Annotated in this window: 18 protein-coding genes and 1 tRNA gene; 5 read left to right on the top strand and 14 right to left on the bottom strand. The window is 47.4% G+C overall.

Features of this window, described 5'->3' with window-relative positions; genetic code table 11:
- The 9 genes from J0A67_RS02070 to J0A67_RS02030 are packed head-to-tail and all read right to left on the bottom strand — an operon-like array spanning window position 1 to window position 12322.
- Complete coding sequence (locus J0A67_RS02070; protein WP_206567612.1) at window positions 1–1077, bottom strand: COX15/CtaA family protein; 1077 nt, start codon at window positions 1075–1077, stop codon at window positions 1–3.
- Window positions 1061–2944, bottom strand: coding sequence for a cytochrome c oxidase subunit I (locus J0A67_RS02065; protein WP_206567611.1), 1884 nt, complete (start codon window positions 2942–2944; stop codon window positions 1061–1063). The genes J0A67_RS02070 and J0A67_RS02065 overlap by 17 nt, the downstream gene beginning before the upstream one ends.
- 11 nt (window positions 2945–2955) lie before the next feature.
- Window positions 2956–3993 (bottom strand): cytochrome c oxidase subunit II, encoded by a 1038-nt coding sequence (locus tag J0A67_RS02060; protein WP_206567610.1) that lies wholly within the window; start codon window positions 3991–3993, stop codon window positions 2956–2958.
- A 24-nt stretch (window positions 3994–4017) separates the two neighbouring features.
- The gene (locus J0A67_RS02055; RefSeq protein ID WP_206567609.1) at window positions 4018–5316 is read right to left on the bottom strand and encodes a quinol:cytochrome C oxidoreductase; all 1299 of its coding nucleotides are present in this window, start codon (window positions 5314–5316) and stop codon (window positions 4018–4020) included.
- A 2-nt stretch (window positions 5317–5318) separates the two neighbouring features.
- Entirely contained in the window at window positions 5319–6011 is a 693-nt protein-coding gene (locus tag J0A67_RS02050) for a c-type cytochrome (protein WP_206567608.1), read from the bottom strand.
- Between the two features lie 13 nt (window positions 6012–6024).
- Window positions 6025–6555 carry a DUF3341 domain-containing protein gene (locus J0A67_RS02045; protein ID WP_206567607.1) on the bottom strand — a complete coding sequence of 177 codons (531 nt, stop codon included), beginning with the start codon at window positions 6553–6555 and terminating at the stop codon, window positions 6025–6027.
- 2 nt (window positions 6556–6557) lie between these two features.
- Entirely contained in the window at window positions 6558–7922 is a 1365-nt protein-coding gene (nrfD, locus tag J0A67_RS02040) for an NrfD/PsrC family molybdoenzyme membrane anchor subunit (protein WP_206567606.1), read from the bottom strand.
- A 17-nt stretch (window positions 7923–7939) separates the two neighbouring features.
- Window positions 7940–11023, bottom strand: coding sequence for a TAT-variant-translocated molybdopterin oxidoreductase (locus J0A67_RS02035; protein ID WP_206567605.1), 3084 nt, complete (start codon window positions 11021–11023; stop codon window positions 7940–7942).
- A gap of 39 nt (window positions 11024–11062) precedes the next feature.
- Window positions 11063–12322 carry a c-type cytochrome gene (locus tag J0A67_RS02030; RefSeq protein ID WP_206567604.1) on the bottom strand — a complete coding sequence of 420 codons (1260 nt, stop codon included), beginning with the start codon at window positions 12320–12322 and terminating at the stop codon, window positions 11063–11065.
- 367 nt (window positions 12323–12689) lie between these two features.
- On the opposite strand from J0A67_RS02030, the gene J0A67_RS02025 reads away from it, so the two are divergent.
- From J0A67_RS02025 to J0A67_RS02015, 3 genes are all read left to right on the top strand, one after another.
- Window positions 12690–12763: transfer RNA gene (locus tag J0A67_RS02025), tRNA-Cys, on the top strand.
- Window positions 12764–12918: 155 nt separating this feature from the next.
- Window positions 12919–13395: a (2Fe-2S)-binding protein gene (locus J0A67_RS02020; protein ID WP_206567603.1), complete on the top strand. Its 477-nt coding sequence runs from the start codon at window positions 12919–12921 to the stop codon at window positions 13393–13395.
- Window positions 13392–15632 (top strand): xanthine dehydrogenase family protein molybdopterin-binding subunit, encoded by a 2241-nt coding sequence (locus tag J0A67_RS02015; protein WP_206567602.1) that lies wholly within the window; start codon window positions 13392–13394, stop codon window positions 15630–15632. Before J0A67_RS02020 ends, J0A67_RS02015 begins: the two co-directional genes overlap by 4 nt.
- Window positions 15633–15642: 10 nt before the next feature.
- Here J0A67_RS02015 and J0A67_RS02010 read toward each other — a convergent pair whose 3' ends face one another.
- From J0A67_RS02010 to rpsA, 3 genes are all read right to left on the bottom strand, one after another.
- Entirely contained in the window at window positions 15643–16044 is a 402-nt protein-coding gene (locus tag J0A67_RS02010; protein ID WP_206567601.1) for a hypothetical protein, read from the bottom strand.
- Window positions 16045–16112: 68 nt separating this feature from the next.
- Window positions 16113–16703, bottom strand: coding sequence for a hypothetical protein (locus J0A67_RS02005; RefSeq protein WP_206567600.1), 591 nt, complete (start codon window positions 16701–16703; stop codon window positions 16113–16115).
- 342 nt (window positions 16704–17045) lie between these two features.
- On the bottom strand, window positions 17046–18821 hold the full coding sequence (rpsA, locus tag J0A67_RS02000; protein WP_206567599.1) for a 30S ribosomal protein S1: 1776 nt from the start codon (window positions 18819–18821) through the stop codon (window positions 17046–17048).
- 364 nt (window positions 18822–19185) lie between these two features.
- Between rpsA and J0A67_RS01995 the strand changes: the two genes are divergently transcribed.
- Both J0A67_RS01995 and J0A67_RS01990 read left to right on the top strand, forming a co-directional pair.
- Entirely contained in the window at window positions 19186–20982 is a 1797-nt protein-coding gene (locus J0A67_RS01995) for a family 43 glycosylhydrolase (RefSeq protein WP_206567598.1), read from the top strand.
- A 121-nt stretch (window positions 20983–21103) separates the two neighbouring features.
- Window positions 21104–21832, top strand: coding sequence for a lysophospholipid acyltransferase family protein (locus J0A67_RS01990; RefSeq protein ID WP_241265037.1), 729 nt, complete (start codon window positions 21104–21106; stop codon window positions 21830–21832).
- Here the strand turns inward: J0A67_RS01990 and J0A67_RS01985 are convergent.
- Together J0A67_RS01985 and J0A67_RS01980 are read right to left on the bottom strand one after the other, a co-directional pair.
- The gene (locus J0A67_RS01985) at window positions 21810–22466 is read right to left on the bottom strand and encodes a DUF2189 domain-containing protein (protein WP_206567597.1); all 657 of its coding nucleotides are present in this window, start codon (window positions 22464–22466) and stop codon (window positions 21810–21812) included. The genes J0A67_RS01990 and J0A67_RS01985 overlap by 23 nt on opposite strands.
- A gap of 226 nt (window positions 22467–22692) precedes the next feature.
- A complete protein-coding gene (locus J0A67_RS01980; RefSeq protein WP_206567596.1) occupies window positions 22693–24060 on the bottom strand; it encodes a cystathionine beta-synthase in 1368 nt (455 codons plus the stop codon).
- Window positions 24061–24357 lie beyond the last annotated feature (297 nt).

Below are 24357 nucleotides of genomic sequence, written 5' to 3'. Positions count from 1 at the left end.
TCAATTTGTATTTAACTTAAACTGCACTTGGTTTTTTAGCTGCAGGAATAGCGTAAACTGGATCCCTAAGACTAATGAGCCAAGTAATAAGTGTACTGGTTGAAGAAATGCCGGAATACCGAAGTACGCCATTCCCATCCCCGATGCAATCTCCAAAAGTAGAACAAGCATCAAAACTTGCGAGAGGAGATTGACTTTTGAACGCCGCGCCGAATATCGAAATGCCCAGTAGAAGTAAAGCAAATGCACTACAAGAAGGACCAGGGAAAAGGAACGGTGGACAATGAAATCCAGTCCCAACCTGCCTACCCACTCGTCTCTCAGCAGATCTCCAAGAGAAAAGGAGATCCGATCAATTTGCTCCCGAACTTCGGTTCCCAAGACGACTTGTATTACCGTCAATACCATTCCTACTGTAAGCACAGCCCTTACCCTGCGAGGAACGGTCAACCTTACTCCGTGTCCAGGTTGCTGACGCTCGGAAAGATAGTTTACATACAGCAGGACGGCGACTAGTGCCAAAGCAAGCAGCATGTGGAAGGTAATCATCCAAGGCAGCAAATTCGTGGAAACCACAATGGAGCCTATCCATCCCGTGAACAGAACCAATATCAAGGCGATCAGCGAATAGATTGTGATCTGCCTGTTCAATTTCCAAAGCTTGAATGACTTCCAAACCGTGATAATGATCAGAATCCCAATAAACACCCCCACCAGACGGTTTATGTATTCTATCCAGGTTTTGGTCGCATTGAACTCTTCCTCGACGAGGATGGATTTGTCATTGGCAATCTCATGGGCTTTTTTGTCAAAGCCTAGCCTTTCAAGCGTAGCTACAAACCGTTCGTTTTTAGCCAATCTTATCTGTAGATAGATTTCCTGGTAATTGGCAGGAAGCTGCTCTACATTTGTGGGAGGGATCACATTCCCGAAACATCTCGGCCAATCGGGGCAGCCCATTCCTGAGCCAGTACTACGTACTATTCCACCGACCAAGATCAGAAAATAAACAGCGATCACCGTCCAAAAGGAAAAGCGGCGAAAGCTGTTTATTGCATTATCAGTGCTTTGATTCATTTGCTACCAAAACCTCAGCCTCCTCCTTCATAATCTCAAGCTCAAGCTTGACCATCTCTTGCTCGTGTGGCAGATTGGATTCTGGAGTCTGTGAAAGCGGCACAGTCTGAGGAATGAAATCTTCAGCAGCACCTGGCTTGGAATAATCGTAAGGCCATCTATAAACTGCTGGAATCTCTCCAGGCCAGTTGCCGTGACCAGGCTCGAGTGGTGTAGTCCACTCCAAGGTATTGGATCTCCAAGGATTCAGTGTAGCCTTTCTTCCTCTAAACATGCTGTAGAAGAAGTTGAACAAGAAGATGAATTGGGCTGCAAAGGTGATGATTGCGGCCGCAGACACGAACATATTCAAATCAGTATAAAGATCTGTAAAGCTGAAGTTGGTCCATGAATAATATCTTCTTGGGAATCCAGCGATACCGATGTAGTGCATTGGGAAGAACACCAAGTACACACCGGTGAAAGTTAACCAGAAATGCACGTAGCCCAATTTGGCATCCATCATACGTCCGAACATCTTGGGGAACCAGTGGTAGACACCAGCCACCATTCCGAAGAAGGAAGCAGAACCCATTACCAAGTGGAAGTGAGCCACGACGAAATAGGTATCGTGCAACTGAATATCGATTGCAGAATTACCGAGGAAAATACCAGTCAAACCACCAGAGATGAAGAACGATACCAGTCCGATCGAAAACAGCATCGCAGGCGTGAATACCAAGTTACCTCTCCAAAGCGTAGTCAGGTAGTTGAATACCTTCACTGCAGAAGGCACCGCAATGATCAGGGTCAAGAACATGAAGATAGAGCCCAAGAATGGATTCATACCGGACACGAACATGTGGTGAGCCCATACGATGAAGGACAGGATGGTGATTCCCAGCATGGAAATGATCATCGCCTTGTAGCCAAAGATCGGCTTTCTTGAGTTGGTCGCGATCACCTCGGATGTGATACCCAAAGCTGGTAACAACACAATGTAAACCTCAGGGTGTCCCAAGAACCAGAACAAGTGCTGGAACAACACTGGGCTACCTCCAGTATTTGGAAGAGCTTCACCTGCCACATAGATGTCAGATAGGTAGAAAGAAGTACCGAAGCTTCGGTCAAATACCAGCAACAAAGCTGCTCCAAACAGTACAGGGAAAGACAAAAGTCCAATCACAGCAGTAAGGAAGAAAGCCCATATAGTCAAAGGAAGTCTTGAGAAAGACATCCCTTTTGTTCTGAGGTTAATGATCGTGGTGATGTAGTTGATGCCGCCCATCAATGAAGAAGCGATGAAGAATACCATTGCCACCAACCACAAGGTCATACCCAAACCAGATCCCGGAATCGCTTGCTCCAATGCGGACAATGGAGGATAAATTACCCAACCACCACCTGCAGGGCCAGTTTTGATAAACAGGGAGATAAACATGATCACACCGGAGATAAAGAAGAACCAGTAAGAAAGCATGTTCATAAAACCAGATGCCATATCACGGGCACCGATTTGCAAAGGGATCAGAAAATTGGAGAAAGTCCCGCTCAAGCCAGCGGTCAACACAAAGAATACCATGATGGTACCGTGCATCGTGACGAGCGCAAGGTAAAACGTCGGATCAAGCTTTCCCGCCTCGTCGATCCAGCCACCCAGCAAAGGGCGCAGGAACTCCAAGCTCAAATCAGGAAAACCAAGCTGCAATCTGAAAAGGACGGATAAAAACCCCCCGATCAACGCCCAGAAAATCCCGGTAACCAAAAATTGCTTACCGATCATCTTGTGATCCTGGGAGAAGATATATTTCGTTATAAAATTATCATGATGCTCATGATCGTGGTGATCGTGGGCCGTGTCATGATGTGCCGCAGATGCTGTAGCCATAACCTATAATTTTATTTATTACTTTCTCTTAATTGAATTTCCGCCAGCTCTTTCACCTCAGTAGACAGGCCCTCTGCCAAAGCAGGGTTTTGCTGAATGAAGGTCTTCTGCTCAGCATACCACTTTTGATAAGCCTCCGGCTCTACTACTTCGATTACCCTTCTCATACCGAAGTGTCCGCGTCCGCAGATCTCGGTACAAGCGATTTCATATTCAAATTCAGGATCGTTCAATTCTGCACGCATTTCCTCGGTAGTCTTGGTAGGGACAAACCAGAAGCGAGTCGGCATACCTGGTACCGCATCCATCTTCAATCTCATGTGCGGTGCGAATACTGAGTGCAACACGTCACGAGCTCTGATTTTGAAGAGAACTGGCTCGCCTTTTGGTATCACCACTTTTGGGGAGGGGAAATCGTCCAAGGCATTCTTGTCAGTGAAGTCAACCCCATGGGAATTTGACGCGGTGATCAGGCGATAGTCGTAGTCGCCCAACACATTGTCTTTGCCGGGGTATCTGATCTCCCACGCAAACTGGTAGCCCATGATCTCGACCACGTGTGCCTTTTCAGGAGCTGGAGCTGTGATATCAGACCAAGCTACCCATCCAGATATCACCAATCCCGCCAACACTACCGCAGGAACGGCAGTCCAGATAATCTCAAGCTTGTTGTTGTCGGGATAAAAAGTCGCCTTGCGATCTTCCTTGTATTGGTATTTGTAAGGGAAGATGAAAAGCAGGATGTGGGTGATCAAAAACACCACGCCAGTGACCGCCATCGTAATCCAGAACAAACTGTCGGTGATGACACCGTGCTCGGACGCAATAGGAAGCTGATAATTGTCAAATTCCTTGATGGAATACCAAAACATCAAGATGCCGGTACCCAACAAAAACAGGATAAAGAGAATGGCATTTACCTTATTGCTTCCAGAAGCAATCTTCTTATCTGAACCCTTTACTACAGAAACCAAGGTCTGAATTCTGTACACCATCCAAACTATGGACAGCACCAGAAGAACCCCTACTCCAATCAGAAATCCGTACATATCTTAGTCTTTTCGGATAATTAATTAAATGTGATGATGATAGCTTTCCTCAAGCATTGGATGATTTTTGGCAACCAGGTTTTTCTTGGCCAAGCCTCCCAACACCACTAATGTCGCCGCAGAGCCGTAAACCAGGAACATCCCTACTTCGATGAATCCAATGCCTCCATTGTGTCCCAATGTACCCGGTTGAACCATCAGGAAGAAATCCACCCAATGTCCGACCAAAAGGATGCTACATACCACCTTTAGGAAGATGCCATGTCTTTTTGCATCTCTGGTCATCAAAACCAAGAAAGGCAGGAAGAAGTTTAAGCCCAAGTTGACAAAAATATAAGGTCCGAATACATCACTGGAAAGTCGCTCAATGAAGTAAACTGATTCTTCAGGAATATTGGCGTAGTAGATCAAGAGGAACTGTGAAAACCACAGATAGGTCCAGAAGATAGAGAAGCCAAATACAAACTTGCCCAAGTCGTGGATATGGTTTTGGTTAACCATCTCCAGATAGCCTCTTCCCTTGAGGAAGATGGTCAAAAGCGTGATTGCTGAAAGGCCTGATACCAACCAAGATGCAAATACATACCATCCAAACAGGGTTGAGAACCAGTGGGTATCGATGGACATTACCCAATCCCACGCAGAAATGGAAGAAGATACCGCAAAGAATACCAAGAAATAGGCTGACCAGCTTCTCATCTTAAACCAGTGGGAGGTACCTCCCAATTGGTCTTCTTGCTCGGAGATCTGCTTAAACTTATTGAAGAAAAACACCCAGAATACGAAGAAGATGATCATTCTCGCGATGTAGAAAATCGGGAAAGATCCCTTTTCCATAGGCCAGTAAAAGAATGCCCCTTTTCCGTCGATGATGCTGTCATATTGGGGGTCATTTTTATCAAACAGATAAGCGTGAGTCCAGTGGAAGAGGTCGTGATTTGCGATGAAGAACGTAGCAATCATCAATACACCAGCGATTGGCAACCAATTACCCAAGGAAAGCATGATCCTAAGGATTGGAGTTGACCACCCTGCCTGCGCAGCAAACTGGATCGCAAAGAAGAATACCCCCACCAGAGCGATACCGGTGAAGAATACGTTGTTGATCCAAAGGTTGGCATAAAGACGCTCGTACCAGTGGAAGGCATGCCCTCCTGCTTCCCCAGCTTCCTCATGGTGTCCACCACCTGTCATTGCCAGGATGATGCCTATACCCAAGAGGATCGCACCAATAACCAAAACGGTCATGATGGATTTTTTGGTAGCAGCAGTAAAGTCGAATCGCTGCTCCAGATTATAGTGTTGTTCGCCGTGATGCGCCATGATTAGTTAGCTGGGGTTACTTGTGCTACCGCGGTGGAATCTGCAGCAGGAGCCGGAGTAGCGGCTGCAGCCTGACCTTGGATAACTTGTTTTACATAGTGAACAATTTTCCATCTGCTTTCCTCAGGAATCTGGGAACCGTGAGCCCCCATTCGGCCTTTTCCTTTGGTAATCACGTGGAAGATGTGGCCTTCAGGAAGGTTGACATAGGCACCTCCTGTCAAGTTGGCGACACCACCGATGATCTCACCGGCTTTTCCATCGCCCTGTCCAGTCTTTCCGTGGCATGCGCTGCAATATTGTGTAAAGAGCACTTCTCCACGTTTTAGGACTTCCTCAGAAGATTCCACAGGATTCTTGATCAGGGCGGCTTGCTCAAGTTCAAACGCCTTGAGTCTGTAAGGCAGGTAGCCTTGCTTGTTTCTTGGAACAGTATTAGCCACTGGCTCTCTCATGTTCATGCCATGCGGGTTGTAAACGTTGGAGTTGAAAAACTCCCCCTTGCCATCCTCGCGGTTGGAAAGCCAACTGCCCATCGACTCGTCCTTGATTTGCGTCAAAGGCTCATAGGCTACGGAATGATACATCTGAGGTGCATACTCAAGACCTTGGTTGTCGCCACCGGCCTTACATCCGGCCAGAAGAGAAATGGCCAGTGCAGAACCTCCGAAAATCAATGCTTTTGCAATTTTCATATATCCGGATTTTCTATTCAAAACTTTTGTTATTTACCTCAGTTGCGCCGGAGGATCTCAGGATTTCCTTAATCTCTTCCACTTGGACTGCACTGTTGTTTGCAATGTCGATTGCCATGACATGCTTGTCATCTGTAGATCTCAGGTCGAAGATTCTAGGCTGGGCCCAAGGCTTGAGATTGGAAACGATCATAAACACCGCCACCATACCGAAGGATGCCAAAAGCACCGTCAACTCGAACGATACCGGAATAAAATCAGGGAAAGCAGCGTAGTCTTTACCACCAATGATCATCGGCCAGTCGAATCTCATCATGTAAAACTGCATAGTCAGCGCGAGGGTCGTTCCCAGCATCCCGAAAAGGAAAGCGGCGATAGGAAGGCGACTTCTCTTGTACCCCAAGACATGCTCCAACCCGTGAACAGGATAGGGAGAATATACTTCGTGGATTTTCACACCTGTGCCTCTTACTTTCTCTACTGCATGGAGCAATACGTCCTCATCGTCGTAGACTCCCAGAATAAAATGTGTATCCTTTTCCATGATTATTTATGCACTTTTTCGGATGAAGACTTGAGTACGGATTTCACTTCCGCCATATTGATCACCGGGAAGAACTTGGCAAACAAGAAGAACAGTGTGAAGAACAAGCCAAAGGTGAACATGTAAACTCCCACATCAGCCCAAGTTGGGTAGAACATTGCCCAAGAAGACGGAAGGTAATCCCTATGAAGGGAAGTCACGATGATCACAAATCGCTCAAACCACATCCCGATATTCACTACCAAAGAAAGTAGGAAAGTAGCGACTATTGAGGTTCTGATTTTCTTGAACCAGAAGAGTTGTGGAGAGATTACATTACAAGTCATCATTGACCAGTAAGCCCACCAGTAAGGTCCGGTAGCACGGTTGATGAAGGCGTACTGTTCAGCTTCTACACCAGAATACCAAGCGATGAAAAACTCGGTAATGTACGCGATACCTACGATCGATCCGGTAATGATGATTACGATGTTCATCAATTCGATGTGACCGATGGTGATGTAGTCTTCCAAGTTGTAAACCTTTCTGGTGATAATCATCAAGGTCAACACCATCGCAAATCCGGAGAAGATCGCACCGGCAACGAAGTATGGAGGGAAGATCGTAGTGTGCCATCCTGGAATTACCGAGGTAGCAAAGTCAAACGATACGATCGTGTGAACTGAAAGTACGAGTGGAGTAGCCAAACCTGCAAGAATCAAAGAAACTGACTCGTAGCGCATCCAGCTTTTTGCAGCTCCATCCCATCCAAAAGAAAGCGCTCCGTAAATGGTCTTTCTCAAACCCGTAGCTCTGTCACGGATGGTGGCAAAATCAGGAATCAAACCGATGTACCAGAATACCAATGAAACCGAGAAATAAGTAGAGATCGCGAATACGTCCCAAAGAAGCGGAGAGTTAAAGTTTACCCAAAGGGAACCAAAAGTGTTTGGCAAGGGAAGAGCCCAATAAGCTCCCAGCCAAGGTCGTCCCATGTGGAGTACCGGGAACATCGCCGCACAGATTACCGCGAAGATGGTCATCGCTTCCGCCGCTCTGTTGATTGACGTTCTCCATTTCTGTCTGAACAAAAGCAATACTGCGGAGATCAGTGTACCGGCGTGACCGATACCTACCCACCATACGAAGTTGGTGATATCCCAAGCCCAGCCCACTGTTTTGTTCAATCCCCACATTCCGATGCCCTCCCATACGGTCGCGGCAACGGCTATAAATCCAAGTGCCAATACACCGGCTGAGGTAAGAAAAGCCAGAAACCACTTGATATTTGGTTTTGCTTCCACATGGCGCGACACATCGTGTGTTACGTCATGGTAGGATTTCCCTCCGGTAACTAACGGCTCACGTACGGATGAAGTAACCTGCATAGTTTATAAAATTATGATTACGCTTCGTTTTTCTCTTTATTTCTGATTTTGGTAAAGTACCAAACGTTAGGACTCACGTTGATCTCTTCCAATACGTGGTAAGCTCTTTCTTCACCCACTTCCTTGTGAGCCGCATCAGATTCTTCGATCTTCAAAAGCTTGGAAATACGGCTTTCCGGATCGTTCAAATCACCGAAGACCAAACCGCCACCTGGACATGCCTGAGCACAAGCCACATTGATGTCGCCGTCTTTCACCTTGCGCTTCTCACGCTTGGCTTCCAACTTACCGGCCTGAATTCTTTGCACGCACATGGAGCACTTTTCCATCACACCTCTAGCACGTACAGTCACGTCTGGGTTCAGTACCATTTTACCCAAATCATCGTTCTGAGCCATGTTAGCTACAGCGAAGTCTTTGTTGTCGTGGTATTTGAACCAGTTGAATCGACGTACTTTATACGGACAGTTGTTGGCACAATATCTCGTACCGATACATCTGTTATAAGTCATTTGGTTAAGCCCCTCAGAAGAGTGGGTTGTCGCAGCCACAGGACAAACAGTCTCACAAGGAGCGTTGTTACACTGCTGGCACATCATCGGCTGGAAGGTTACCTCAGGATTCTCGGCAGCTACTTCCATTCCTGAAAGATCGTCTGCTGGAGCATCAGAAGAATAATAGCGGTCAATTCTGATCCAAGCCATCTCTCTTCTGTTCAATACTTCCTGCTTACCTACTACAGCGACGTTGTTTTCTACTTGGCAAGCAACGGTACAAGCACCGCAACCTGTACAGGAAGACATGTCAATCGCCAAGCCCCAATGGTGCTGGCTGTATTTGTGACCACTCCAAAGAGAAATCTTGGACGGTTTTACAAACTCACCGTCTTTATAGATTTCTGGCTTGTATCGGCCAGCAGAAGCATCTTGCTTGTACTCTCCCAGTGTAGTCTCTTGGATCACGTTTTCACGTCCCATGAAGGTCTGGTGAGTCTGAGTACGGGCAATCTTATAAGACTCACCAGTCACAGCTACTTCTACTCCAGCGGTAATGTCAGTTTGAACAAAGCCTTTTGAAAGATCAAGCAGGTTATAGGCGTTAACCCCTACTCCATTTCCGGCTCTGCCAGCTGCAGTTCTACCGTATCCGATAGCCAAACCGAAAGTTCCATAAGCCTGACCTGGCTGGATCAAGATCGGAACGATCAATGACTTTCCGTTTACGGTCAGTTGAGCCTTTTTGGTGTTTTCCTCCACCATGCTTACGCCATTTTCGTTTGCCCATCGCTGGGAGACGGTCAGGTAGTTATCCCAAGTAGCCTTGGTAATAGGATCGGACATTTCTTGAAGCCAAGGATTGTTGGCGTAGGTACCGTCTCCCATACCGACTTTGGTATAAACTACCAATTCGGCACCAGCATTGTCAGCGGCATAGCTTTTTGTTACCGCGGCAGCGGAAGCAGAAGTATCGGCTACAGCAGCGACTGCAACAGAAGCAGCAGTACTACCTACGACACCATTGTAAAGTGCTCTATCCCAGAACTCTTGGAATGAAGCGGCATCTGCACCGTAAGCAGGGAAGAAAGCCTGCGTCCAGTTTGCCTGAAGGTAATCGTAATAAGAAGTTGTATTTCCTGACCAAGTCAGGAAGGAATCCTGAGCTTGTCTAGTAGCGAATAGTGGGGAAATGGTTGGCTGAGCCAAAGAGTACAATCCTTTCTTAGGATTGTAGTCATTCCAAGATTCCAAGAAGTGATGGTCTGGAGCGACGATCTGCACCAAGGAAGCAGTTTCATCCAAAGTTCCGTTGGTAGCGATGCTGACCTTCGCTTTAGCGATTCCAGCAGCAATCTCAGCTCCTTGAGGATGGTCGTATACTGGGTTACAGTTGTAGAAGATCACTCCTCCTACTCCTCCAGCTCCCAAATCAGCGACGAACTGAGCCATTTTGGCATCGTCACCTTTTCTGTAGTTCACTGGATTTGAGAAGTCAACGGTTGAACCGTTTGCACCCAAAAGATCGTTGATTGCATTGATCACGATCTGAACGTTTGGATCGTTTGATCCGGAGATCACCAAACCTAGTTCTTTTGCAGCCCAAAGGTCATTGGCAGCTTGCTCCAAGTGAGCAACTTCTACTGCAGGAGCAGAAACTGCAGCAACACCAGCCTTCTTGGCAAGTGCGTTGTAAAGGGCAAGCACTGCGAGTCCGCTTTGGGAAGCTTTGATTGGAGTTCTGTAATCGGCGTTGGCACCAGCAAGAGACAAATTCGACTCAAACTGATAGTGACGGGACATTTCAGGCTTCTCCTTGGTTACTTTTCTATTCGAAGTATAGGCTTGAGAGAATTCGATTGGAGAAATCCAAGTTCCCAAGAAGTCTGCCCCAAAGGAAACGATCACTTTAGCATTGTCAAATCTATAGTCAGGAACCATTGCTTGGCCGTAAGTGGCCTCGGCAGCTTTTGCGATACCGTAGTTGGACCGAGGGTCGTAGGTTACTACTTCCACGTTTCCAAAAGCTGCGGCAAATTCCTGGATTGCTTTCTCTGTAGTTGGGGAGAAAAGTGAGTTGGTCACGATCTTGATCGCTCCCGCAGAGGCGAGTTTGGATTTCACCTGCTCGTCTACTGTTTTCCAATCAGACTTGGCGCCACCTACCATAGGAGCCGCCAGTCTTTGCTTGTCATATAGGGAAAGGACAGCCGCCTGCACGATCGCATTGGAACCACCTTTGCTAATAGGAGATAGTTCATTGCCGTCGATCTTGATAGGACGTCCTTCTCTTGTTTTTACCACGATGGAGGCATAGTCCCCACCTGAGGCAAAAGTAGAAGCGTAATAGTTGGGGATGGAAGGGTTGATGTCAACCGGCTTGTTCACATATGGAATAGCCTTTCTCACCGGAGCTTCGCAAGCTGCCAAAGTAGCTGCTGCCAAGCTGAAACCCATCACTTTGAGAAAATCTCTTCGGGAGGAATTGCCATCTTCGCTGAGTGTTGTCGGAAGTTCCGCAAACTCCTTGTCGGCATGCTTTACAAACCCCGCATCGTTGCTGAGTTGTTCGAGCCCCTTCCAGTAGGTTTTTTTATTTTCCTTCATTTTTATTTCTAGGAATGAATTAGCTAAAAGGATAAGGAATTAATAGTGGCACTTCGCACACTCCAGACCACCGATGTCTTTCACCTTAAGGGCATCCTTGGAGTCAGAGTGAAGTTGAACCAACTTATCGTAGTAAGCATTGCCTTCGGTAGCAATCTCAGTTTGTCTGTGACAATCGATACACCAGCCCATGGTCAATGCACTGTGTTGTCCCACCACTTCCATCTCCTGGATCGGACCGTGACACGTCTGGCATTCGATGCCGCCTACCGCTACGTGCTGGGAGTGGTTGAAATAGGCCAAGTCAGGCAGGTTGTGTACCCTTACCCACTCAATCGGCTGGTTGTTTTCCACCGCTGCATAGATCTTGGCGATTTCCGGAGAAATGCCCTCCTTGCCCTGCACGTTCTGAACGTGGGTATGGCAGTTCATACAAATATTGGGAGAAGGAATGTTTGCAGACCGGCCAATCTCCGCACCGGTATGGCAATATTGGCAGGCAATTTCAAGATCGCCCGCGTGAAGCTTGTGGGAGTAAGCGATAGGCTGTGTAGGCGCATAACCTTGCTGAACACCGACTGAGTACAATCCGTCAATCGCAGTTTTGGCAACCAGTGCAACCACCAGAGCGGTCACCACTATAATAAAGGCGTCACTCTTAAAAATCTTGGCAAAGTCAGTCTTTTGGGAAACGAACTCCTTGTCATCCTCAGGAAGGTCTTGCTTGTTGATATATTTGGTAAGAACTGAAATAATCAATCCCAAAACCACCAAAATCAGCAGCAACACGACAACCAAAACTCCCAAAATAATAGAGAGGTATTCGCTCGGGATACCTCCACCTGCTGCGGGACCCGCTTCACCACCTGCTGTAGCCGCCGCGGCTGCCGGGTCCACTTTGTCCCCATGCTCGATATAGGCTAGCAAGTTGTTCAGATCGTCATCCGACAAAAATTCGTGAGCAGGCATGACGGTGTTGCTGTACTCCTTGAAAAGCGCCGAGAAGTACGCATCTCCAGAACCGATGAGTGCCTGTGAATTTTTAATGAAGCTCTTCACTTTGTCAAGCGGCTGTCTGTCTGTGGCACCTCTCAGAGCAGGACCGACACTTTTTGCATCGAGTTTGTGGCACTGCTTACAATTGGCATTGAAGACAGTCTTACCTGCCGCAATCGCTTCTTCGCTGCTTGCCACCGCCGGATCTGCGGCATAAGCCGAAACCCCAATCAGCATGAAAAGCAGCACTGCCAGCGTCTGGAAACTCAATCGAATCCCTACTAACGAGCGTTTGGATAACATATTATAGCTAATTAAATAGTTTTTAAGGTTCTCTTTAACCCCTGCAAAGGTACTATCGGAACCCAATTTTTCAAATATGAATATAGGAGTGGAAAATTGCCTCGCTATCCGATTTTTAAACATTTAACTAGCTGACTTTCTTTTATTTATAGAGATCAAAATGAAGAATTTTCAATTTAGAATCGTTATAAATAAATGGTTTTTTGCCCCATTTTCGCACCATGCTGATTATCAGCATTTCCCTGCCTAAACCCCATGAAAATTATCCCGTAGAAAGCAAATTTTATTTGAGGACTGGATGAATTTTCTAAAAGCGCTGTTTGGTCTGGCAAATATTAATCCTACATTTGCATTCCGAAAAGCGAATGGTCGCGTGGCCGAGTGGCTAGGCAGAGGTCTGCAAAACCTCGTACAGCGGTTCGAATCCGCTCGCGACCTCCAAATAAGCACCCCGAAAAGGGTGCTTTTTTTTTTATTTCTACCCAAGACCAAGCCGAATTTTCTAGTCCGGCAGATCCGATAGCCTGCCTTTGGTATAAACCCAATTGCATTTCAGGCCGACATTCCTTAGTTTGATTTTCAAACCACTGAATATCATGACCCAAAGTATAAGCTTGCGAGTCAACGGTCAAAAACAAACCATTTCGGCAGACCCTGAGGAACCCCTTCTCTACATCCTGAGAGAAGAGTTTGCGGTCAACGGCGCAAAATATGGGTGCGGACTCCATCAGTGCGGAGCATGCATGGTACTCGCCGACTCGAAGGCCGAAGCTACCTGTCTAAGGCCGTGCGTGAGCTTCGAAGACACAGAAATCACCACGTTGGAAGGCCTAGCAAGAAACGGCCGACTCCACCCTGTTCAGGAAGCATTTATCGAAACCCAAGCTGCGCAGTGCGGCTATTGCCTCAATGGAATGGTCATTTCCGCAGTCGCTCTTTTGACCGCCAACAACAATCCTTCAGAAATCGAAATCAAAGAAGCCCTCAATCCCGTGATTTGCCGATGCGGTACCCATTCGAGGTTTATCCAGGCCGTCAAGCTTGCTTCAGAAAAGCTAAACTCGACAAAATGAAAGAGCAACATCTCACAGATACAGGACGTAGGTCTTTCCTGAAAACCGCCGGGCATCTGATGATAGGTTTTAACCTGTTGCCTCTTGCGTTTTGCCAGACAAAAGGAGCCCAACAGGAGTCCCCTCGATACCCCGGCATCCCGGTTCGTCCACATATTGACAACAAGCTCATTGATTCCTGGATCCGGCTGGATGCCGAGGGGTATCTGACTGTGCTGTCCGGCAAGCAGGAACTGGGACAGGGAATCAAAATCGCCCTGATCCAGATTGCAGCGGAGGAGTTGGACATATCGCCGGATCGTTGTCGTATTATCAACTCCGACACCGGGCAGACGGCCAACGAGGGATTTACAGCCGGAAGCAACTCAGTTGAAGGAAGCGGAAAAGCCATCCGAAACGCAGCGGCCGAGGCAAGGCTTCGCCTGCTGAAGATGGCAGCCGAACGGTGGGGTACCGAGCCAAATTCGCTTTCGGTCAAAGATGGCATAATCAGATCCCCATCCGGAGACGAGATCAGCTATTGGAAACTTCTGGAAGGAAAAATCATCGAAGGTGCCGTCACGGGAGAAGCTATACCCAAGAACTTCCAAAACTACCAATACGTCGGACAAGCGCTGAAGCGGGATGATATCGAGAAGATGGCAAAAGGCGAATCTCACTTCATCCATGATCTGCGATTACCCGGGATGCTTCATGCCAGAGTGCTTCATCCGCCCTCCTACTCCGCGAGATTGGATTCCCTGAATTCCAATCAGGTTGAATCCATGCCGGGGATAATTAAAGTAATCCGCAATGGGAGCTTCCTAGCCGTCGTGGCAGAGCGTGAATATCAGGCAGTGAAAGCCTGGGAAGCGATGAAATCCTTGGCTACCTGGAAAAAATCACCTATCGAAACGCTACCCGGCCAACTGATGGACTCGATGAAAAACACTTCAGGAACTCCTGAAGAGGTCCAAATGTCCGAAGGAATCATTGAGAAGATCGAAAAGGCTCCCCTCAAGCACCAAGCTGAATACTTTCGCCCCTATCATATGCATGCGTCCATGGGGCCATCATGCTCTGTGGCACTTTGGGAAGAAAACCTGCTGACGGTGTGGACTGCTACGCAGGGAGTCTACCCGATGAGGGCTACACTTGCAGATCTTTTTTCATTGGACGAAGACAAAATTCGCTGCATCGGAGTGCCGGGATCGGGCTGCTATGGGCACAACGGAGCCGATGACGTTTCCGGCGAAGCGGCACTAATCGCCAAAGAGTTCCCCGGCAAACCTATTCGCCTGCAATGGATGCGGGAATCCGAGCATCAATGGGAACCCTACGGGACGGCTATGGCTTTCCAGCTTTCAGCGGGAATGGACGCAGACGGAAATCTCCTCGCGTGGGAAACCAAGATCTGGTCAGACTCCCACAGCACCCGCCCAAATGGCCGAGCAGGAAGTTTCGTCTCCGCTCGTCACCTCGAGCCACCTGTAGAATTCCGAAAAGGAGGTTTTTCCGGAGGCTCCTATCGCAACGGAATTCCCGAGTACAGCATTCCAGCAAAACAACTTTTGCTTTACAACTATTCTGGCCCACTGCGAACTTCCTCCCTCCGTGGCTTGGGAGCCTATGGCAACACCTTTGCGATGGAGTCCTTCCTAGATGAATTGATCAACAAGGCAGAAAAAGACCCTGTCGAGTTCCGCTTGAAAAACCTGGAAGACCCAAGAGCAAAGACTGTGGTGGAAACTCTCGCTGAAAAGTCCGGATGGAAAACCAGGCAAAAGTCCACAAGTAATGGATTTGGAATTGCCTACTCCCGATACAAAAATTCAACTTCTTACTTTGCTGTTTTGGCCGAGGTGGAAATCGACAAAGGCGCCAAAGCCTACAAACTCAAAAAACTCACAGGGGTAATCGATTCCGGCTTGGTCATCAATCCCGATGGACTCAAAAACCAAACGGAAGGAGGCATGATCCAATCTGCGAGTTGGTCGATGATGGAAGAGGTGGTATACGATCAGGGTGGAATTGTCAGCAAAGACTGGACAAGCTTCCCCATCATTCGCATGCTAGACGCCCCGGAAGTTGAAGTTCACCTTATCGATCGACCGGACACTTCACCCATGGGAGCCGGAGAAGCCGCGATGGGGCCTGTTGCCGCAGCCATCGCCAACGCCATCTTTGACGCAACCGGCAGTAGGATCAGACATTTGCCGCTGAAGGCCGAAAAGATTGATTGGGACGCAATCAGCTAGTCAAAGCCGCTTATTCAATCTTTTTGAAAATATATGAACACCCTTCAATACAAATGTAGGGTGCGATTGGAGATAGAACCAGGTCGCTTTCTTTTGTCCCCAAAGCGTAAGTCAGGTCAGGCATTTCCTCTTCACAATCAAAGAAAAAAGTAACACTTTTATCCGCGACAGTGAACTCACCTTCAGTACAACCGAAATAGTCGACAGCGCTAAACTTTCCGTCTGGGAAAAAGGTAATCGTCCGGCCGGAAGCCTCGTAGGGCGTCCAATAGTCACCCCCGCCAGTGTTGCCCTGAGACTGATAGTGCTCCCAAGTTCCAATTAGTCCCTCGGCAGTCAGCTCAAAAGGTTGATCATCTTCTCTATTGCATGAAGAAAAAATAACCAATACTAGAATCCAAATGTATTTCATAGGAAGAGGTTCTGATTGAAAGAATAGGCCGTATCCCCTTTTAACCGCAGACTGAGACTGATTAATTCCTAAAACCGATATCCCACCCCAGCTTGAACTCCTAACTCCTGTAGAATATCTTTTGCCTCTCCATTGTTCTCAAAAGGAATGACTCCGTGCCGCTTGTAATTGGGAAACAGTGAAAAAGTAAACTTCTCCGCACGTACTTTACCGCCTAAGCCAACTAAGTAGCCTACGCCACTTTGGTCGTCAAAATTATTGCTTTCTGAATGTTGAAAATCCAAGAGAGGACCACCTGCAACAAAAAGGAATTTAGTCAACTCATATTCTGCATATAATGGAATGGAAAGCATTCGGAAATCCTGATTGTAAGGATAGGGTAAATCTGGCAGGTTGCATAAATCGCACTGGAATTCCACCTTACCGTAAGAGTAACTTAACCCTCCATTTACTCGAAACTTTCTACCGATCCCTTTGGAAAGCATCACGCCAAATTCCCTGAATCCATCCATTTCCGAAGAGCCTGCTCCCACCACACCAGCTTTTGGCCCTAAAAGGGTACTTGAAACCCCAAAATATCCTCTCACCTCCAGGCCGCTCTGGGCAAAAACTGACACTCCGCACAGCAAAAGAAAAACTAACAAAACACCTGTTTTCATAACTAAGCTTTAGTTGGTAAAATATATATGCCTGAACGAAATACAAAGGGAAAATGCTACAATGCCTTTTGATAGCTATGCAGCTTTCATAAAATCAAGCTATTTGAAGAAAGGGATAGCCGGAAGAGTCCTCGACTCCGCTCGGACCGACACAGATTCCGATGCAAACCTCATTGAGAACGCCGTGAAGCAATCTTCAATTAGAATTCCTATTTTAAAAACTGTCTAATGGGTGAAAAGCCCTTGGAGAGTTCGCGTAAAAAAAACGCCGACTTTGCAGCCGGCGTTTTCCATATCAATAAGAGTAATTAGTCTAGATTCTTGTATCTCAAATCTAGCTTCTTACTTCTTGCCTTCCATTTTCTCTTTCAATTCAGCAAGAGCGTCGATGTCACCCAAAGTTGATTTCTCAGCTTGAGCAGGCATCTCTACTGCATCTTCTTTCTTCTTACCACCTGGAGCAGCAGCAGCTTTCTTAGGAGCTTTTGCTTCTTCTCTGAAAGTAGCAGTGTGAGAAAGAACAATTCTCTTGTCATCCTTGGAGAATTCGGTCACTTTGAAGTCCAAAGCTTCGCCTACTTCTACTTGGGAACCGTCTTCTTTCTCCAAGTTTTTGGAGGTAGCAAAACCTTCCAGACCGTAAGGAAGCTCAAGAACAGCACCTTTGTCATTCTTGGAGTTGACAGTACACTTGTGGATAGATCCTACTGGGAACACAGTCTCGAAAGTATCCCAAGGGTTTTCTTCCAGCTGCTTGTGGCCCAAAGCAAGTCTCCTGTTGTCCACATCCAGTTCAAGTACCGCTACGTCAAGCTCATCTCCAACTTTTACAAATTCAGATGGATGCTTGATTTTCTTAGTCCAAGAAAGGTCAGATACGTGAACCAATCCGTCGATACCCTCTTCCAATTCAAGGAAAAGACCGAAGTTGGTCAGGTTTCTTACCACACCTTTGTGCTTGGTGCCTACCGCGTACTTGGTCACCATGTCTTGCTTAGTCCAAGGGTCTTCAGTCAATTGCTTGATTCCCAAAGACATCTTACGATCATCCTTGTCCAAAGTCAATACTACTGCTTCGATTTCATCACCTACTTTCACGAAGTCAGCTGGGTTTCTCAAGTGCTGAGACCAGCTCATTTCGGATACGTGGATCAAACCTTCTACTCCAGGAGCCAATTCAAGGAACGCACCGTAGTCTGCTACGTTTACGATCTTGCCTTGTACTCTTGAGCCGATTTCAAGGCTAGAAGCCAAAGAATCCCAAGGATGGGCAGTCAACTGCTTCATACCCAAAGAAATTCTTCTCTTATCGTCATCGAAGTCAAGAACAACGATCTGAACTTTCTGGTCAAGCTGCAATACCTCTTCTGGATGGTTGATACGACCCCAAGAGATATCTGTAATGTGAAGGAGACCGTCTACACCACCCAAGTCGATGAATACACCGAAGTTGGTCATGTTCTTGATCACACCCTCCAGTACTTGGCCTTTTTCCAGGTTGTTGAGGATCTCTGCTTTTTGCTTCTCCAAATCCTTCTCGATGAGGACTTTGTGAGAAACTACTACGTTATCGTTAGCGTGGTTGATCTTCACCACTTTCACTTCCATCTTCTTACCTACATAGATGTCGAAATCCCTGATAGGCTTCACGTCGATTTGAGAACCTGGCAAGAAGGCTTCTACACCGTAGATATCCACGATCAGACCACCTTTAGTTCTTCTCTTCACAAGACCTTCGATTACGCTGTCATTTTCAAGAGCGCTCTCAATGTCCTGCCAAGCGCGAACGATCTTGGCTTTTTTGCGGGAAAGGATCAACTGACCCAAAGCATTTTCCTGCTCTTCGATGAATACCTCAACTTCGTCGCCTGGCTTGATACCTGCTACGTCACGGAATTCAGAAAGAGGCACGAGACCGTCTGACTTGAAGCCGATGTTGATGATTACATCCTTGTCGTTTACTCCTACTACCACACCTTTGATCACCTCTTTTTCAGTGATTTCGTTCAAGGTACCGGCATACATGGCCTCCATTTGAGCTCTTTGGTCTTTGGAGTAACCTTCGCCGAAACCTTTGGTGTCGAACGCGTCCCAGTCGAATTCTTTTGTACTAGACATAGTTGTTTTGACTCTGATTAGCCTCAGTCCTAGAGTCATTGGACTGAAGTTTTGTGGTTAGAAATCAGCACCTTGGACACTCCAAAGTACGCCGCTCACCCGAACGGACTGCAAAGGTAGGAATTTTATCCGACTACGCGAGAAAATATTCAAAGCTTTCTCCTTCACCCTAAGGCACGTTCACGATTGAATATCCTCCAAAAAGGAACATTAAGTGACGATTCTTTTCCAACGGAGATTCAAACCTTCAAAATTTCCCGCATCCCAAACCTTAGATCTTTAAATTTGCATCCTTATTTAATCCGAGAAAGACGCCTCAGATTGATCGGATCTTTCCGAAGTCGCATAAACCCAATTAGAACCCATGAAACTTAAGGCGATAATCCTCTTTTTTCTGGCGAGCGCTTCTTTGAGTGCCCAAGAAATCGTCCCAAAAACCTACGTCAATCCCCTGGACATAGACTATACCTATATGGTGTACAACTCCGCCCGAAACATCTCCTATCGCTCGGGTGCAGATCCTGCGGTGGTGGAGTTCCGGGGCGAATACCACCTCTTCGTCACTCGGTCTTTTGGCTATTGGCACTCCAAAGATTTGGTGGACTGGACTTTCATCAAACCCCAGCAATGGTTTTTTGAAGGGAGCAATGCGCCGACCGCCTTCAATTACAAAGACTCTTTGGTCTACTTCGCGGGGGATCCGGCAGGCTATGGCAGCATCCTTTATACCGATGATCCCAAAAGTGGCAAATGGACTCCCACAGCCTCCATCACCAACAATATCCAGGATTCCGACCTCTTCATCGACGACGATGGAAAAACCTATCTCTATTGGGGATCCTCCAACGTCTACCCCATTCAGGTAAAAGAACTGAATAGAGACGATCGCATGCTGGAAACCGGCGTGAAAGCCGAGCTTATCAATCTAGACGAAGAACTCCACGGTTGGGAACGTTTTGGGGAAAACAACTTCCACCCTACCCTGAAGGAAGGCTACATGGAGGGCGCTGCCATGATCAAGCACAACGGTAAATATTACCTCCAGTATGCTGCTCCCGGCACCCAATTCAATGTCTATGGAGATGGAGTTTATGTCGGAGAAACGCCACTCGGGCCATTTACCTATATGAAAAACAACCCCATGTCCTTCAAACCTGGCGGATTCAGTACGGGGGCTGGCCACGGCATGACTGTGAAGCAGACGAATGGACAATACTGGCATTTTGCGACCATGGCCTTGGCTTCAAATTCCCACTGGGAACGGCGCCTCTGCATGTTTCCAGCCTACTTTGACGAAGATGGCTTGATGTACACCGACACCCATTATGGCGATTATCCCCGCTTCGCGCCAAGCCACCCTGACAAGGCAGGTCAACATACCGGCTGGATGCTGCTTTCCTACCTGGGTAAAACCACCGTGTCTACTTCCAAAATGCAGGTTCGGAAAAGCACGACGACCGATGACCAGTTTGAGATCACGGAAATGCCCCTCGTGAAAAACGACGCGGGGCAAATCACCTCTAAGGTCCTGACGGATGAAAGCCCGAAGTCATTCTGGGTAGCCGAAGCCAATGACGATGCACAATGGGTGGAAATAGAGATGCTTGCTCCCGGAAAGATCTACGCAATCCAGCTAAACTTCCATGACCAAGAAAGTGGAATCTATACCCGAGTTGAGGGATTGCGCCATCGTTTTGCTTTGGAAGCTTCTATGGATGGTCAAAACTGGCAAACCATAGTAGATCGCACCAACAGCTACAAAGATGCACCCAACGCCTACTTGACTCTAGCAAAACCCGTGACCGCTAAGTATGTCCGCTACAGCAATGTGAATGTTCCCGGCGCTAACCTGGCCTTGTCTGAGATTCGGGTCTTCGGACTTGGCATGGGGAAAAAGCCAGAATTGGTCAAAGGATTTGAAGTTGAAAGGCAGACTGATCGCCGAGACGCTTCGCTCAAATGGAAGCCAGTAGACGGTGCCCAAGGCTACAATATCCGCTGGGGAATTGCCCCGGACAAGCTTTACCATTCTTGGCAGATCTATGGAGAAAGCTCCCTTTTTATGAGAAACTTCGACCGCGATACACCCTATTATTTTACCATCGAATCATTCAGTGAAAACGGAATATCCGAAAAAACGAAACCAATTCGGGTTGACTAAATCTACCACGCTCCTTTTCGAGAGCCCTGGCTTGGCAGAAATTAAAAAGTCCCGCCAAAGCGGGACCTGCAAGCAAAGAGTTAAAGGATAATTACGAACCCAAAAATAACGAATATTCCGGATGATCAAGTTCTTCCAGTGGATTTATACCCTTTATTCAGCATTTCTCTTCATCGCTCTCATGCTGACCTTTGCCCTTCCCGTTTTGGTCCCTTTATTGGTTAGCGAAAGGGGGGACAAGGTCGCCTTTTTCTTCCTACGCTCTTGGGCAAGTATTTGGTCATTTCTGTCCGGAATACGCTATGAGGTGCATGGGCGGGAAAACATTCTCCCTGGCAAACCTTACATCTACATCTTCAACCATCGCTCATTCGTAGATGCCCCAGTCATTCCTATGGTAATCCCCCAAGAAATTAGAGCAATTGGAAAGAAAGAACTTTCGAAAATCCCCGTGTTCGGTACGGTCATCGGTCGATTAGCCGTCTGGGTTGATCGCGGCGATGCGGAATCGAGACGGGTGAGTTTGGAAAAACTGATCTGCTTCCTAAACCAAGGAAAGTCGGTGGTGGTCGCTCCCGAGGGCACCCGAAACGATTCCCGAGAAATCCTCCTCCCCTTTCAGAAAGGAGCCTTTCGCCTTTCCGTAGACACCGGGGTTCCCATCCTGCCCATGGCGATCCTCGGAGCGGACAAGGTCATGGCGCGGGGATCTCTGTTGTTGCGTCCGGGAAAAGTCAGGGTCTATTTTTCCAGTCCGATCAGCCCTCCCACTCCGTCAGAGACCGCAGTCAACGATTTGTTGGAAAAAAGCAGAAATCGTCTGGAGGCTATGATTGTGGCGCATGAGTGACATCTGCTTCGGTCAGGGCATCTCGAGTCAATTCTTCAAAAACCGCATAGATCGCATAGTAGCTTACTGGAATCGTCACCAGAATTCCTACCAAAAAGCACAGCAAACCCACAATATTGAAAATTGCCAACACAATCATGAAGCCAAAAAACTTCCACCAATTCATCGTGATTAACTTACGGCTCAATTCAAGCGAAGTCCAGAAATCAGTCCCCGAGTATAGCGCAAAGGGTACTGCGAAGGTAAATGCCACTGCTAAATAGATTCCCGGTATTACCAGTGCCAAAATTCCTAGAAAGGTCAAAATCCCCGAAACAAGGGATGTTACTATCAAGATCCCCCAATAGGAAAAGCCTTCAAAAAAGTGGGAGAACTGCACCTCCACTCCCCTGCTGATCCTGTTCGCAATCAGAAAAAATCCTGCGGTAAGGGGTGGAGAAACAATGATGCTAATCAATAGACTAAAATCATCTAGGTAGAATGTCGAAACAGCCTGAATACTGAAAATCAGCATCGTAAAAGCAAGGGAATTGAGCGGCTGGGCCTTGAAATATTCCCAGCCTTTTTGGATACTGTCTTGGATACTAAACTCGGGGAATTGCTGAAACAGTTTTTGAATCTGTATAGGGGTCATTATTCTCTAATAAAATCATCCGCAATTTAGTCAGTAGCGGATTTACTGGAACATAAGAATCTAGCTGCATCAGGCAGGCCGGGAGTCTCATGACTGGAAAGACCTGCGTCAGGCTGGGCGAAGTCGAAGCTTTCTCTATTGGGATTTCGAACAACCACCCTTCGACTCCGCTCAGGGCGATTAACGGCCAAACTCAGACGTTCCCACATCCAACTTCCCAGCGCCCTCACTTCGTAAACGCCTCCAAAATATCGTGCTTGGTGATGATGTGGATATTATCAAGATTATCCCTCACAAGCACGGCCTTTTCCTTTTCCACCATGGATGAAAGCACATCCAGAGTGGAGTCCAGCGCGACAAACTTCATGGAATTTTCCATTACTTCCGACACCGCGCCGTCTTTCAAAGTGGGATTCTCGATGATCTTGGAAAGGAGCTTGTTGTCTGTCAGCGATCCGACTACTTCATCTCCTTCCATTACCGGGATTTGGGAGATGCTGCGTTCGTTCATCAGAGCGATGGCTTCTTTCACGGAGTCATTTTTGTTGACAGACAGAAGATGATAGTTTCCATTTCGAAGCGCAATGATATCCCTTGCGGTGGAGAAGGTTTTGTCTTCGAGAAAGCCGTGGTTGCGCATCCACTCGTCATTGTACACCTTACCGAGGTAGCGCGTGCCGTGATCAGGCAGGATGATGACCAACACATCGCCTTCTTTCAGGTTTCCCTTGGCCCACTCCAACGCACCATGTACTGCCGATCCGCAAGACCATCCCACAAAAAGGCCTTCCTCTCGGGCAAGCCTACGAGTCATCACGGCTGCGTCTTTATCGGTCACCTTGATGATATGGTCAATCAGGCTAAAATCCACGTTTTTAGGTAGAATATCCTCGCCGATACCTTCAGTCAGATAGGGATAGATTTCCTTTTCGTCGAATATGCCTGTTTCCTTATATTTTTTGAACACCGAACCATAGGTGTCGATTCCCACGGTCACTACAGCCGGGTTTTGCTCTTTCAGGTACTTGGCCGTCCCGCACATGGAACCGCCTGTGCCTACGCCTGCGGCATAATGGGTGATTTTCCCCTCGGTATCCTTCCAGATTTCGGGACCGGTAGTCTCGTAGTGCGCCAAGGAATTGGACAGGTTGTCGTACTGGTTTGGGTAAAATGAATTGGGAATGTCACGATTGAGCTTACGCGCCACAGAGTAATATGATCTTGGATCGTCCGGGGTGACATTCGTCGGACAGACTACTACTTCAGCACCGACAGCTTTCAAAATGTCGATCTTCTCCTTGGACTGCTTGTCTGCCATGGTGAAGATACACCGATAGCCCTTGGCCACTGCAGCCAAGGCCAGGCCCATCCCGGTATTTCCACTCGTACCCTCGATAATGGTGCCTCCTGGCTGTAGAATCCCTGCCTTCTCAGCATCCTCCACCATCTTGATGGCCATCCGGTCTTTCATGGAGTTGCCCGGATTGAAGTATTCCACTTTTACCAAGATCTGACCGGGGATGTCTTGTGCAAGTTTATTGAGTCGGATCATCGGTGTATTACCGATGGTATCGATGATGGAATTGTAGATCATGGTCAGTTATATTTGGATAGACCAAAATTAAAGGATTTTTTCAGCCCGCCTTGTACCTGACCGACTTAAGCCAAATTATATTTCGCAGGCTCTCTGTCGTTCAGTCACGCTAACAAACGAAACCTCAGAGTATCTTTCGCGGCTTTTCTGCTTTGTTCTTTCTTCTTGATAAAAAAGAACGAAAAAATCAAGATTTGCCAAAGCTCCAATCGCACAGGGCCGAACGCCGGCCCGATGGCAAATCCTCCCCCGCGCCTATCCGATTTAGACTTTGCACTCGTCTAAGACATCCCATCG

Source organism: Algoriphagus aestuariicola (assembly GCF_017254835.1).
Lineage (GTDB): Bacteria > Bacteroidota > Bacteroidia > Cytophagales > Cyclobacteriaceae > Algoriphagus > Algoriphagus aestuariicola.
This window is presented reverse-complemented; position numbering and strand designations above follow the sequence as displayed.